The sequence below is a fragment of the Flaviramulus sp. genome (genome assembly GCF_982512915.1).
Genome location: NZ_CEWOCJ010000009.1, coordinates 94,027 through 108,997 on the forward strand (window position 1 = coordinate 94,027; position 14,971 = coordinate 108,997).

The 14,971-nt window shown below is 32.6% G+C and carries 10 protein-coding genes; 3 read left to right on the forward strand and 7 right to left on the reverse strand.

Annotated features, from left to right (window positions below; all coding sequences use genetic code 11):
• Window positions 1-66 precede the first annotated feature (66 nt).
• Entirely contained in the window at window positions 67-2,877 is a 2,811-nt protein-coding gene (locus tag AC1XJX_RS08305) for a TonB-dependent receptor (protein WP_482003509.1), read from the forward strand.
• A 60-nt stretch (window positions 2,878-2,937) separates the two neighbouring features.
• Here AC1XJX_RS08305 and azu read toward each other — a convergent pair whose 3' ends face one another.
• From azu to ilvD, 7 genes are all read right to left on the reverse strand, one after another.
• Window positions 2,938-3,462: an azurin gene (gene azu, locus AC1XJX_RS08310; RefSeq protein ID WP_482003510.1), complete on the reverse strand. Its 525-nt coding sequence runs from the start codon at window positions 3,460-3,462 to the stop codon at window positions 2,938-2,940.
• 15 nt (window positions 3,463-3,477) lie between these two features.
• Window positions 3,478-5,070 carry an NADP-dependent glyceraldehyde-3-phosphate dehydrogenase gene (locus tag AC1XJX_RS08315; RefSeq protein WP_482003511.1) on the reverse strand — a complete coding sequence of 531 codons (1,593 nt, stop codon included), beginning with the start codon at window positions 5,068-5,070 and terminating at the stop codon, window positions 3,478-3,480.
• Window positions 5,071-5,216: 146 nt separating this feature from the next.
• Window positions 5,217-6,482: a threonine ammonia-lyase IlvA gene (gene ilvA / locus AC1XJX_RS08320; protein WP_482003512.1), complete on the reverse strand. Its 1,266-nt coding sequence runs from the start codon at window positions 6,480-6,482 to the stop codon at window positions 5,217-5,219.
• Between the two features lie 14 nt (window positions 6,483-6,496).
• Complete coding sequence (gene ilvC / locus AC1XJX_RS08325) at window positions 6,497-7,972, reverse strand: ketol-acid reductoisomerase (RefSeq protein WP_482003513.1); 1,476 nt, start codon at window positions 7,970-7,972, stop codon at window positions 6,497-6,499.
• An 18-nt stretch (window positions 7,973-7,990) separates the two neighbouring features.
• Window positions 7,991-8,521, reverse strand: a complete 531-nt coding sequence (gene ilvN, locus AC1XJX_RS08330) for an acetolactate synthase small subunit (RefSeq protein WP_482003514.1) — start codon at window positions 8,519-8,521, stop codon at window positions 7,991-7,993.
• Between the two features lie 107 nt (window positions 8,522-8,628).
• Window positions 8,629-10,362 (reverse strand): biosynthetic-type acetolactate synthase large subunit, encoded by a 1,734-nt coding sequence (ilvB, locus tag AC1XJX_RS08335; RefSeq protein ID WP_482003515.1) that lies wholly within the window; start codon window positions 10,360-10,362, stop codon window positions 8,629-8,631.
• A 46-nt stretch (window positions 10,363-10,408) separates the two neighbouring features.
• Window positions 10,409-12,091, reverse strand: a complete 1,683-nt coding sequence (gene ilvD / locus AC1XJX_RS08340; protein ID WP_482003516.1) for a dihydroxy-acid dehydratase — start codon at window positions 12,089-12,091, stop codon at window positions 10,409-10,411.
• A gap of 592 nt (window positions 12,092-12,683) precedes the next feature.
• Here ilvD and metK point away from each other — a divergent pair.
• Window positions 12,684-13,937, forward strand: a complete 1,254-nt coding sequence (gene metK / locus AC1XJX_RS08345) for a methionine adenosyltransferase (RefSeq protein WP_482003517.1) — start codon at window positions 12,684-12,686, stop codon at window positions 13,935-13,937.
• A 94-nt stretch (window positions 13,938-14,031) separates the two neighbouring features.
• Window positions 14,032-14,826 (forward strand): tRNA 2-thiocytidine(32) synthetase TtcA, encoded by a 795-nt coding sequence (ttcA, locus tag AC1XJX_RS08350; protein ID WP_482003518.1) that lies wholly within the window; start codon window positions 14,032-14,034, stop codon window positions 14,824-14,826.
• Window positions 14,827-14,971: the final 145 nt, after the last annotated feature.

A 14,971-nucleotide genomic window follows, 5' to 3' on the forward strand; every position in this document is an offset into this window, starting at 1 on the left:
TGGATATATTTTATAAATTTGCCCTTTAACAAAAAATTTTAAATCATTTATTACCCCATTTTTATTATGAATAAAATTAAACTACTTTTTTTAGTTTTCGTATTTTCAACTTTCTTTTTATCAGCTCAAACTACTTTAAATGGTAGCGTAAAAAATTTGAAAGGTGAAGCTCTTGAAGGTGCAACAATTTCATTAATTCCAACAAGTTTTTACAGTGTCACTAACTCGAATGGGAATTTTGAAATTCAAAATCTACCTACTGGCAACTATACAATAATTATCACATACTTGGGTTATAAAACAATAAACGAAAGTTTTGATTTCAAAGAAAAAAATAAAACCTTAAATTTTGTTTTACAAGAAGATTTATTAAACCTACAAAGTATCGTAGTAACTGGCACCTTCGACCCAAGAGTTAAATTAGAATCTACTACATCAATTAGTATTCTTAATTCAAAAACTGTACTTCAAACGTTTCCTCAGGGAACAGCTAGTTTACTTCAAAATATTCCAGGTACTTTTACTGATGCCTCTGCAGGCGAAGTTTTCACAAAAGTATATAGCCGAGGTGTTTCAGCTTCAGCTGAAGATGATATGGGTTGGTATTACACATCATTACAAGAGGACGGACTTCCTGTGAGTTTAGTTCAACACTCCTATTATAGTCCAGACCTTTTCCATAGAGTTGATTTAACAACAAAAAACGTTGAAGCTATTAGAGGCGGAAGTTCATCAATAACAGCACTTAATGCGCCAGGAGGGATATTTAATTTCATCTCTCATGGAACTAGAAATGATTTTGGAGGAGACTTTCAAATATCTGGCGGATTACAAGGTGAAGAAAATGCATTATTTAAAGTTGACGCAAATTTTGGTAGTTCATTAGGAAATAATTGGTTTATAAATGCTGGTGGGCATTACAGACAAGATGATGGTGCGAGAAATACAAACTTCACTTTCAGTAAAGGTGGACAATTCAAATTTAATGTTATTAAAAAAAATGAAAGGGGTTATCTGAAGTTTTATGGTAAAATTTTAGATGATTACACAAACAGATGGACTGGTGTTGCAGCAACTAATTGGAACAATCCTACACCTGCTTTTGGTCAAAATTTTAATTCTACATCGTTACTGATGCCAGGTTTTTCAGGAAATATTCCTGATGGAAGATCACTAAATAATAATACCACAAATAGTTTTGATCCCTCACAAGGTGTTCATGCTAAAGATTTAGCTTTTGGGTTTGATATTTCACAAGATTTAGAAAATAATTGGTCTGTAAAAAATAATATAAAAATTTCCTCTAAAAATGCTAACTGGCAAACTTCAATAAGTAATGCTTTTGTTTCTCTTGATAATCCTTTAGCCTATTTTATTAGTGGCGCCGATTTTCCAATAGGCCAAGTAGTTTTCAGAGACACGCAATCTGGCGAAGAATTAGCTAGAATAAATAATTCAGGGATTTTATCAGGACAACCCATTCAATATCTTGGAACGGAAACCTTGCCAAATGATGCTATAATGGGTACATCAGCTTGGTATAAAGATAATAGTGCCGATGAATTGATGAACCAATTTATCTTAAGAAAAGAATTGCAAAACCACAATATAACAACAGGTTTTTCTTTAGGCCTGTCGGACACATCTATATTTACTCAAGGCACTTTTGCTTATGTAACTTATGAGCCTAACCCTAAAATGTTACAAGTTACTCTTGAAAATCCTGGAGATCCTGTAATAGCTTTATCTGACGTTAATGGACTAAGTAATTATGGTGGATTATTTTTTGTGAATGCTGAAGCAAAAGTGAGTCAATTAGCTACGTTTATTAATGATAGATGGAAGATTTCTGATAACATCCACCTAGATTTAGGTGTTCGATATGAGTCCATTAAACATAAAGGAAGTAAAGATCGTTTTGCGCCTTTTTCTCAAAATGGTGGTTTAGACGGCGATAATACAACAGCGTATGATAATAGTATTATAGCTCCTACAGGACAAAAAGACAACTTTAATTACACCTACAACTATGTATCTTTTTCTGGAGGCTTGAATTATAAGATTAATGAAGAAGCTACTCTTTTTACAAGATTTTCTCTAGGAAACAAAGCCCCTGAACTAAATTATTATTTTAACAATTTTTCAAATGTTCCCATAAATCAAAAAGGAGCCGTTCAAAAAATAACTCAATTAGAAATAGGCACTAAATGTAACCTTAAAGATTTCTCATTTACAACAACTGCTTTTTGGAGTGAGTTAGATAATATTGGAATAGCTAATTTTGAATTTGATTCTGACGATAATAGTATTTTCTATACTCCAATTCAGTTTAATACTTCCAGAACAATTGGTCTTGAATGGGAAAGTGTTTTTTCTCCAATTGAAAACTTCACTTTTCGTTTCAATGGTATCATTCAAAATCCGAAAGCAACAGATTGGAAAATCTATAATGCTGCAGGATCTGTTAATGTAAGTGATGACACCATTGAAAATTTCTCAGGCAACACATTACCTTTTAACCCTAGATTAATGTTTAACTTAAGTCATGAATATCAAAAAAACAAAATAAGTGCATTTTTTAAATGGCAATTTATGGGAAAACGTGAAGGTAATGTTGCCAACGGATTTAAACTTCCAGCTTACAGTATTTTTAATTTAGGTTTTGGATATGAAATAACTAAAAAATTATCTACTAACTTATTAGTAAACAATGTTTTTAACTCTGAAGGGCTAGCGAATTTCTTTGGAGAAAACAGCTTTGGAGCTAATGCTAATGGTGCAACTCCTGAATTTATTCAAGCAAATCCTGATGCTAGTTTTGTTGTAGTTCCAGTGCTTCCAAGAGGAACATTGTTAAGATTAAATTATAAAATTTAAAAATAAAAAACCTCAAAAGCTATATCTTTTGAGGTTTTTAAAATATAATTTTCTTTACACTTATTCCACAATAAATTTTCCTTTCATCAAACCAGAATGACCAGGAAAACTACATAAAAAATCATAAATTCCAGCTTCAGGCACATCAAACTCAATCGATGTTACTTGCCCGCCACCAATAAGATCTGTGTGAGCTATAATGTCTTGAGAATTTTTAGGGATGTATTTGTTTTCTCTTTCTACAGCAGCTTTAGCAGAAAACTCTAATAAATCAACACCCTGTTTTAGTATCACAACATTATGTCCCATAACGTTAATATCAAGTTTTCCAACGTGCCTAAGTGTTAGTTTTACTTTTTTACCTGCCTTTGCTTTAATTTCTTTTGTATTAAATTGCATCAAATCGTTGGATGTAATAACAATATTCCCTGAGTTATTTTCAGCTTCTTTTAAATCTGCCTTTCCTTCAGGGTAAGCTACTTTTTCATAAGTAAATCCTTCTTTCTTTTTTTCTTCTTTACCGCCACAATTAAACATTAAAGAAGCTAACAAAACGGCTAAAAATTGAATTTTAATAATTTTCATTTTTATGAATTTAATTTATAGTATATAATCTGTACTTATAAAGTTAGATATTTTTTTATCAAGAAGTTCATTTAAAATAGCTTTATTATACTCGTTATCCTTTGAAGCCACAAAAGTCCTTATAGAAAACGAACGTAAGGCATCAAGAACACTTAGCGTACCATAAGCTGAATCCTTTCTTCCTGTAAAAGGGTATACATCTGGACCACGTTGACAAGAACTATTCAAATTTACACGACATACTAAGTTTACTAAAGTATCTATTAAAGGCGCTAGAGTATTAACATTTTTTCCAAATAAACTTACTTGTTGACCATAATTTGATTCTGCCATATCATCTAAAGGCTGGTCTATATCTTTAAAAGAAATCACGGGTACTACAGGTCCAAACTGCTCTTCTGTATAAACTCTCATCTCCTTGTTAACTGGATACAAAACAGCTGGAAAAATAAAATTCTCTATTGTTTCTCCGCCTTTTTCATTAATAATATGGGCGCCCTTTTCAAGCGCATCATCTATTAATTCTTGAATGTACGCTGGTTTTTCAACTTCTGGTAGTGGTGTTAATTTAACACCAGATTCCCAAGGATTTCCATATTTTAATTGATCTACTTTATAAGCAAAACGTCTATTAAATTCCTCTGCAATAGATTCGTGAACATATATCACTTTTAAAGCTGTACAACGCTGTCCATTAAAAGACAAACTTCCGGCAATACATTCATCTACAGCTAAATCCAAATCGGCATCAGGTAAAATGATGGCTGGGTTTTTAGCCTCTAAGCCCAAAACCATTCGTAATCTATTCCCTTTTGGGTGTTGTGATTGTAATGCATTGGCAGATTTACTATTTCCAATTAAAGCCAATACATCTATTTTACCAGATTTCATTATTGGAGAAGCCAGAACTCGACCACGACCATAAATAACATTTACTACGCCTTTAGGAAAACTACTTTGAAAGGCTTCTAATAAAGGAGAAATTAATAACACCCCATGTTTAGCAGGTTTAAACACAACGGTATTCCCCATAATTAATGCAGGAATAAGTAATGTAAATGTTTCATTAAGTGGATAGTTATAAGGCCCTAAACACAAAACAACTCCTAAAGGACCCCTTCTAATATGTGCATATACACCTTCATTTTTTTCAAATTTTGCAGAATCTCTATCTAATTGTTTATAATCCTCAATGGTGTCATTAATATAATCAACCGTTCTATCAAACTCTTTTTCTGAGTCTGGTAAATTTTTACCAATCTCCCACATTAAAAGTTTTACAACTTCTTCGCGTTTAGTTTTCATTTGCTCAACAAACTTTTGCATGCAAGCAATGCGATCTACAACCTTCATGGTAGGCCACAAACCTTGTCCCTTATCATAGGCTTTTAATGCAGAGTTTAATGCCTCCATAGCTTCATCTGCTCCTAAGTCGGGAACCGTTCCAAGTAACGTTGGCTTATATTCAGAAGTTGAAGAAATTGTAGAATAAACTTCTGTACTGTTTCCGCTCCATTGTTTCAATTCACCGGATACTAGATATGTTTTTTGATGTAAAAGAGATTTTATTTTATAAACTTCTGGGATTTCTACAAAGGTGTTTTTCACAGTATACAATTTTAAGTTTAGTTTTTTTAACAAATATAACGTTAAATTACATAACTAAAGTAAGTAAAAAAGGACCATAAAAATACTTATAACCCCGACATTTTTAAAGAAATAAACGAAAACGATTTCGCAGTTTTTATTAAAATTTATACTAAAAATTGAAATAAATCTGGTTTATCATTCAAATAATCACCATAAAAATTACGTTGCTTCATTTTAGTAATAAGTGGTTCAAGATCTTTTACTGATTTTAATTCGATACCCACAACTGCCGACCCATTTTCTCTATTTGTTTTTTTCGCATACTGGAAGTATGTAATATCATCATTTTTACCTAAAATATCAACTACAAACTCTCTTAAAGCACCCGCGCGTTGTGGGAAATTTATAATGAAATAATGTTTTAAATTAGCGTACAAAAGCGCGCGTTCTTTAATCTCGGCCGTTCTAGTAATATCATTATTACTACCACTAACAATACAAATTACATTTTTACCTTTGATAACATCTTGGTAAAAATCTAAGACCGAAATAGAAAGTGCTCCAGCTGGCTCAACTACAATAGCGTCTTTATTATAAAGTTCTAAAATGGTTTCACAAACCTTACCTTCTGGCACTGTTATCATATCAGAAAGGGTTTCTTTACAAATAGCGAAGGTTAAATCGCCCACTCGTTTAACTGCAGCACCATCAATAAATTTTTCTATGTGTATTAACTCTGTATTTTTATTATTTTTAATAGAAACTGTCATGGAAGGCGCACCTTCAGGTTCTACACCTATAATTTTAGTGTTTGGTGATAAGGTCTTAAAAACTGTTGATAACCCTGCTGCTAAACCTCCACCTCCTACGGCTAAAAAAACATAATCAATAGGGACATCGGTTTGCTCTAAAATTTCTAAACCAATGGTAGCCTGACCTTCAATAACTTTTTCATCATTAAAGGGGTGAATAAAGGTTTTTTGTAAGGCTTCGCACTCAAACTTAGCTGCATGATAAGCATCATCAAAAGTATCACCAACTAGCTTGATATCAATAAAATCTTCTCCAAACATTTTTACCTGTTCCACCTTTTGATTTGGTGTTGGAGCAGGCATAAAAATGGTGCCTTTAATTTTTAGTAGTTTACAAGATAAAGCAACCCCTTGAGCATGATTTCCGGCGCTAGCACAAACGACTCCTATAGCAGATTGCTCTTTGGTTAATGAACTAATTTTATTATAAGCACCTCTGATTTTATACGAGCGTACTTGTTGAAGATCTTCTCGCTTAAAAAAAATATTAGCTTGGTATTGTTTTGAATATCTTAAACTATGGTTTAAAGGCGTAACTGCCGATACTTTTTTAATGGTATCGGCAGCTACTTTTATATTATCAATATTAGGAAAATAAGTTTTGTTTTCCTTATTCATAAATTTTTTACTATTTAAACTATAGGCTTCATAGCCGTCATAGATGCTCTTAAGAAAGCTCCTATTTTTTCAACAGGATGGTTTCTTAACGCTTTATTCACCTCTATTAATTTTGCATTATCAACACCTTTCCCGTTATCTTTTGCGTACGCTTTTCCAATAACATCAGTATCAATTTTCTTCATAAAATCTGACAATAAAGGCTTACATGCGTGATCAAATAAATAACAACCATACTCAGCAGTATCAGAAATAACGCTATTCATTTCGTATAACTTACGTCTTGCAATTGTGTTTGCTATAAGTGGTGTTTCATGTAAAGATTCGTAATAAGCAGAAGCATCAATAATACCAGAATCTGTCATAGCTTCAAAAGCCAATTCAACACCCGCTCTTACCATAGCCACCATTAAAACACCATTATCATAATACTCTTGCTCAGAAATCTCAACATTCCCTGCTGGAGTTTTTTCAAAAGCAGTTTCAGCAGTTGCTGCTCTCCAACCCAATAAATCTTTATCATCGTTAGCCCAATCTTGCATCATACCATTCGAGAATTTGCCTTCCATAATATCATCCATGTGTTTTTGGAACAACGGGCGCATGATGTCTTTTAATTCTTCAGACAATTCAAAAGCTTTAATTTTTGCTGGGTTTGAAAGTCTGTCCATCATATTGGTAATTCCACCATATTTAAGACCTTCAGTTACTGTTTCCCAACCGTATTGAATTAATTTTGAAGCATAACCTGCATCTATTCCTTTTTCAATCATCTTATCAAAACAAAGGATAGAACCTGTTTGTAACAAGCCACAAAGAATGGTTTGTTCTCCCATTAAATCAGATTTAACTTCAGCCACAAATGAAGAAGCTAAAACACCTGCTCGATCCCCTCCTGTTGCAGCAGCATAAGCTTTTGCTTGTGCCCACCCTTTTCCTTCAGGATCGTTTTCTTCGTGCACTGCAATTAATGTTGGAACACCAAAACCTCTTTTATATTCTTCTCTTACTTCGGTACCTGGACATTTTGGAGCTACCATAATAACCGTTAAATCTTTACGGATTTGAGTACCTTCTTCAACAATATTAAAACCATGAGAATATGATAACGTAGCTCCTTGTTTCATTAAAGGCATTACTGCTTTAATAACACTTGTATGTTGCTTATCTGGAGTTAGGTTTAAAACTAAATCTGCCGTTGGAATTAATGTTTCGTAAGTACCTACATTGAAACCATTTTCTGAGGCGTTTACATAAGATTTTCTTTTTTCTGCGATAGCTTCAGCTCGCAAAGTATAAGAAATATCTAAACCAGAATCTCTCATATTTAAACCTTGGTTAAGGCCTTGAGCACCACAACCAACTATTACAATTTTTTTTCCTTTTAAAACATTTACACCATCTTCAAACTCTGAAGAATCCATAAATCTACACTTCGATAATTGATTTAATTTATCTCTTAACGATAACGTGTTAAAATAATTTCCCATTTTTAATTTTAATTATTATTAATTATTGAATGCCATAAGCATTTCACTTATTTTCATTTCGTCTTTTGTAACAGCTATACGTCCTGCGCGGACAAATTGCATAATCCCAAAAACGTTTAAATCGCGTCTTAAAGATTCAATTTCGTTTCTTCTACCAGATTTTTCAAGTACAAAAAACTCTTTATTTACTGTAACAATTCTGGAGTTACTTTCTTTGATAATATTTTGAATTTGAGGTTCTTCAAAAAGTAAAGAAGATTTTATTTTAAACATACATGATTCTGTATAAATAGTTTCTTCATCTGTATGAAAATATGCTTTAATAACCTCAACTTGCTTTTCAAATTGCCCAACAATCTTTTTAGCTTGTTCTTCTGTAATATTAACAACAATAACAAATCTATTAACACCTTCAATTTCTGATTGCGAAGTTGTTAAACTTTCAATATTTATATGTCTGCGTTGAAAAATTGCCGATATACGATTTAATAAACCGATGTTATTTTCGGTATAAATAGATATGGTAAATGTTTTTATGTCTTCGTTCATTACTTGTGAGATAAGAGAGAAGAGAAATAAGAGAAAAGATTTTGTGCTATTTATATTTATTTAATCTCTCAGTTCTAATTTCTTGATTCTTTATTCTATTTTTTTATTTAACTTAATCTTATATCTGAAACCGATGCTCCAGCAGGAATCATTGGGAATACATTATCTTCTTTTTCTACACAAACTTCTAAAAAATAAGATTCTTTTGAAGCTATCATTTCTTTCACTGCATCAGCTAATTCTTCACGTTTTGTTACTTTCTTAGCTTTGATATAATACCCTTCTGCTATGGCTACAAAATTTGGATTTGTCATTTCGGTTGAAGCATAACGTTTATCAAAAAACAACTGTTGCCATTGACGCACCATTCCTAAAAACTCATTATTTAAAACCACAATTTTAACAGCTGCTTTTTGCTGAAAAATAGTACCTAATTCTTGAATAGTCATTTGGTAACCACCATCACCTATAATAGCAACAACCTCTCTTTCTGGAGCTGCCATTTTTGCTCCAATAGCAGCTGGAAGTGCAAACCCCATTGTGCCTAAGCCACCTGAAGTAATATTACTTTTAGTTATGTTAAAGTCGGCATAACGACAAGCAATCATTTGATGCTGACCTACATCAGATACAATAGCTGCGTTTCCTTTTGTTTCAATATTTATTTGTTTTAATACCTCCCCCATTGTTAATCCTTCTTTGGTTGGAGAAATATCATCTTTAATTACTTTTTCAAATTCAATGTCATATAAATCATTAAATTTTTGTAACCAAGATTCATGAGAATTTGTATTGAGCAATGGTAATAATTGCGTTAAACTATCTTTAGAATCTCCAATAACTGCCACATCTGTTTTTACATTTTTATCTACCTCAGCTGGATCAATTTCAAAATGAATAATCTTAGCTTGTTTTGCGTAGGTGTTTAAACTACCTGTAACACGATCATCAAATCGCATCCCTATTGCTATAAGCACATCGCACTCGTTTGTTAATCTATTAGGCGCATAATTTCCGTGCATCCCAACCATACCAATATTTAAAGGATGTGATGTTGGAATTGCTGAAGCACCAAGAATGGTCCAAGCAGCTGGTATGCCTGCTTTTTCAATAACTGCTTTTAATTCATTTTCAGCTTGTCCTAAAATAACGCCTTGACCCCAAACTATCATTGGTTTTTTAGCAGCATTAATCAAATCTGCTGCAGCTTTAACCGCATCTGGTTTAGTTTTTGGTACAGGAATATAACTTCTAATACCTGTACATTTTTTATATTGAAAATCAAGCTCAGAGACTTGAGCATCTTTAGTAATATCAATTAAAACTGGTCCTGGTCGACCACTTTTTGCAATGTAAAACGCTTTTGCTAAAACTTCTGGAATTTCAGAAGCTTTGGTAACTTGATGATTCCATTTTGTAACTGGAGTTGATATACCAACTATATCGGTTTCTTGAAATGCATCGCTTCCTAATAGATGAGAAAACACCTGACCTGTAATACACACCATTGGTGTTGAATCTATTTGAGCATCTGCAATCCCTGTAATAAGGTTAGTAGCTCCAGGTCCTGATGTAGCCATGGCTACACCTACTCTACCAGAAATACGCGCATACCCTTGTGCAGCATGCGTTGCACCTTGTTCGTGGCGTGTTAACACATGATGGATTTTATCTCTGTATTTATATAATTCATCATAAACAGGCATAATAGCACCTCCTGGATATCCATAAAGTATATCTACACCTTCTGCTATTAAACATTTAATAATAGCCTCACTACCTGTGATTCGCTCTGTTTTATTTATCACTTCTTCAGTGTTATTTAATGTTTGTGTTTTCATACCCACACTATTTATTTTTCCTTTAAAGGGAAATTTAAAAATTTATTTAGAATGCATCGGTTACACAACCTTTTGAAGCTGATGCTACCGTTTTTGCATATTTATATAATATTCCTTTTTTATGTTTTAATTCTGGAGCGACCCATTGTGCTTTTCTTTCAGCTAACTCCTCATCAGAAATTAATACATTTATTGAATTGTTTTTAGCACTAATTCTAATTTTATCACCAGTTTTTAGTAATGCAATATTACCACCTGATTGTGCTTCTGGTGTAATATGCCCTACAACAAAACCATGTGTTCCACCTGAGAAACGACCATCAGTTATTAATGCCACAGTTTTTCCTAAACCCGCACCCATAATTAATGAGGTTGGCTTCAACATTTCTGGCATTCCGGGTCCACCTTTAGGACCAACATAACGTATAACAACAACATCACCTTTTTCTACTTCTCCATTTGAAATACCTGTATTTGCAGCTTGTTCTCCATCATAAACTACAGCTTTTCCTTCAAACAACAATCCTTCGTTACCAGAAATTTTTGCTACAGCACCTTCTTCAGCTAAATTTCCATAGAGAATCTGCAAGTTTCCAGAAGATTTTAAAGCGTTTTCTTTTTGGTAAACAATATCTTGTTCTTCAAACTCAATAGCCTCAACATCCGCTAAATTTTCTGCTAGTGTTTTACCCGTAACTGTCATACAATCTCCATGTAAATACCCATTTTCTAATAAATATTTCATGATTGCAGGAATCCCTCCAATGCTATGAACATCTTCCATCAGATATTTGCCACTTGGTTTTAAATCTCCAATTAAAGGTGTTTTATCGCTTACATGTTGAAAATCTTCTAGAGTAAAATCAATATCGGCAGCATGTGCAATAGCTAAAAAGTGCAATACAGCATTTGTAGAACCGCCAAGTGCGTTAACTAAAGTAACAGCATTCTCTATTGACTTTTTAGAAATAATATCTAAAGGTTTTAAATCTAACTCTAAAAGGTTTTTTATAGCTATTGCTGTTCTCTCGCTTTCAGATAATTTATTAGGGTTTTCTGCAGGAATAGAGGAGTTATAAGGTAATGCAAAACCCATACACTCAATAGCTGAAGCCATCGTATTAGCAGTATACATCCCACCACAAGCTCCTGCACCAGGAATGGCTCTTTTTATAATTTCTTTGTACTCAGCTTCATCAATTTCTCCTGCAACTTTTTGCCCTAAAGCTTCAAAAGCTGATACAATATTTAGTTTTTTACCTTTATAAGAGCCAGAGGCTGTAGAACCACCATACATCATTATTGAAGGTCGATTTAAACGCAACATAGAAATTATTGCCCCTGGCATATTTTTATCACAACCAACAATGGCAATCAACGCATCATAGCTTTGTGCGTTCATGACAGTTTCAATAGAATCTGCAATAATATCTCGAGAAACCAATGAATAATTCATACCCGATGTCCCCATTGAAATTCCATCTGAAACTCCAATAGTATTAAACCCTAAACCAACTAAACCCGCAATGTTACATTCAATTTTAACTTCGTCTTTCAAACGGTTTAAATGCATGTTACAAGGGTTTCCATCATATCCTGTACTAGCAATACCCACTTGCGCTTTATTCATATCTTCATCAGATAAACCTGCAGCATACAACATGGCTTGTGATGCTGGTTGAGATTCATCTTGAGTTAATCTTTTACTGTGTTTATTAAGTTCTTTCATATTGTATTGCAAAAATTTTAAAATTGGCCAGTTTTCATTTTTTAATACTCATTTATTCAATAATTATAAAAAAAAGTCCAAATAAGATTCGAAATTAATTTATTAGGTTTTTACATATTATATTGTAAACATTTTAAGGTTAAATTCACAAGGTTAAATTTTAATTTAAAAAATTGAATATCAACAACTTAAACTTATTTTTTTATGATGTTCAAAAATCAAAAAATAATAAACAAAAATCATATTTTACAGAAAGTGGCTTTTTCAAAATTATTTAATTTGAAATTTACAACTTATAAACTATATAAATTAATTAGTGCGTTACTCATTGAGCTTATAGTTGAAATAAACTTTATATTTGGAAAGCGTCAATATTAGACTCCATTTTTAATTGCTAATTTTTTATTAAAAAACCAAAATAAAACACTCATTTTCTTTTATTTTTTTACTTTTGCTATTAAGAAATAATAGAGGAAAGATTTGACTGATTGCAACCTCTTTATACTTAATTTTATTAAGTGTAAATAAAAATGCTAAAGGCAGTGTAAACTTCCTTCGACGTTATCGTCAAATCTTTGGTAAAATTTAAAATATGGCTTATTTATTCACTTCAGAAAGTGTTTCTGAAGGACACCCTGATAAAGTGGCAGATCAAATTAGCGATGCCCTAATTGACAATTTTTTAGCATTTGATAAAGAATCAAAAGTAGCTTGTGAAACTTTAGTTACTACCGGACAAGTAGTTCTTGCTGGAGAAGTAAAATCTAATACTTATCTAGATGTTCAAAAAATAGCAAGAGATACAATAAACAAAATTGGTTATACTAAAGGAGAATATATGTTTGATGGAAATTCTTGCGGTGTACTTTCTGCTATCCACGAACAATCTGATGATATAAATCGAGGAGTTGATAGAGCTAGCAAAGAAGAACAAGGAGCTGGAGACCAAGGTATGATGTTTGGTTACGCAACAAACGAAACTGAAAACTTTATGCCTTTAGCTTTAGATTTATCGCATAGGATTTTAAAAGAATTAGCTGAATTGCGTCGTGAGAATAAAGAGATTAACTACTTGAGACCTGATTCAAAAAGTCAAGTAACTATTGAATATAGCGATGATAATATTCCACAACGTATTGATGCCATTGTTGTATCTACCCAGCATGATGATTTTGCTGATGACGAAACTATGCTTTTAAAAATAAGAAAAGATATTGTAGATATTTTAATACCCAGAGTTGTTGCAAAACTTCCAGAGCAAATTCAAGTATTATTCAATGATGATATTATATATCACATTAACCCAACAGGTAAGTTTGTAATTGGAGGACCACATGGTGATACTGGCTTAACTGGACGAAAAATTATTGTTGATACTTATGGTGGAAAAGGAGCTCATGGAGGCGGTGCATTTTCTGGTAAAGACCCGAGTAAAGTTGATAGAAGTGCCGCTTATGCTACACGACATATTGCTAAAAACCTTGTTGCTGCTGGTGTTGCTGATGAAATTTTAGTACAAGTAAGTTATGCTATTGGTGTGGTTGAGCCTATGGGTATTTTTATTGATACTTATGGCACATGCCCTTTTAATATGACGGATGGTGAGATTGCTGAAAAAGTTTCCGAAATTTTTGATATGCGCCCTTTTGCAATTGAAGAACGTTTAAAATTACGCTCGCCAATATACAGTGAAACAGCTGCTTATGGCCATATGGGACGCACAAACGAAACAGTAACTAAAACATTTTCTCAACCAATGGGTGAAACCATAACAATAGAAGTAGAGTTATTTACTTGGGAAAAATTAGATTATTTAGACAAAGTAAAAGAGGTATTTGGCTTATAATTTACAAGTCTTTCAAGCACTTTTTTTTGAATGAAAATTGAAAATGTCTGTCGGGTTATTTTAGTTCTAACCTTTTAAATACTAATTTTCAACCATGGAAACCATCAAACAGGTTACAAAAAAATTACAACGTGCAACAGCCGAAGCTATTAAACAGTTTTCCATGATAGAAGCTGGCGATCGTATTATGGTATGCCTTTCAGGAGGAAAAGATAGTTACACCTTGCTAGAAATGATGCTATATTTCCAAAAGGTAGCTCCTATTTCTTTTGATATTATAGCTGCAAATTTAGATCAAAAACAACCTGGATTCCCCGTTGATGTATTACCAAATTACTTAAACAATTTAGGCGTAAACTATAAAATTATAGAGAAAAACACCTATAAAATTGTAATGGAGAAAACACCTGAAGGAAAAACTACTTGTAGTTTATGTTCCAGATTAAGACGTGGTACTCTTTATGAAGCTGCTAGAAACTTAAATTGCAATAAACTAGCACTTGGGCATCACAGAAACGATATTTTAGAAACATTTTTTCTTAATTTATTTTTTGCTGGAAAAATAGAAACTATGCCTCCAAAATTCAGAAATGATGCAGGAGATTTAATCGTGCTAAGGCCCTTAGCTTTCTGTAGCGAAAGTGACATTGAAACTTTTTCTAGAATGAAAGAGTTCCCAATTATACCTTGTAATTTATGTGGTTCGCAAGAAAATTTACAACGTAAAAAAGTAAAGCAAATGATTACCGATTGGGATACCGAGTATCCAGATAGAAGTTCTACAATGATGCATGCTTTACAAAATGTGTATCCTTCTCACCTTTTGGACCATAATATTTACAACTTTGATTTACTTGAAACCAAAATAGAAGAAAAACAACTTTCTTAAGTTTTATAATTTATTCTAAAAATTTAAAAAATCTTTAAAAAAAGACAAGCTAAGAATAGCTTTTTTTTTAAAGATTTTTTTTTATGTGGAGAGGAGGATTTCAAACCGCGGAAGGTTTGTCAACAGATTTTCACTGTGCCCCCCT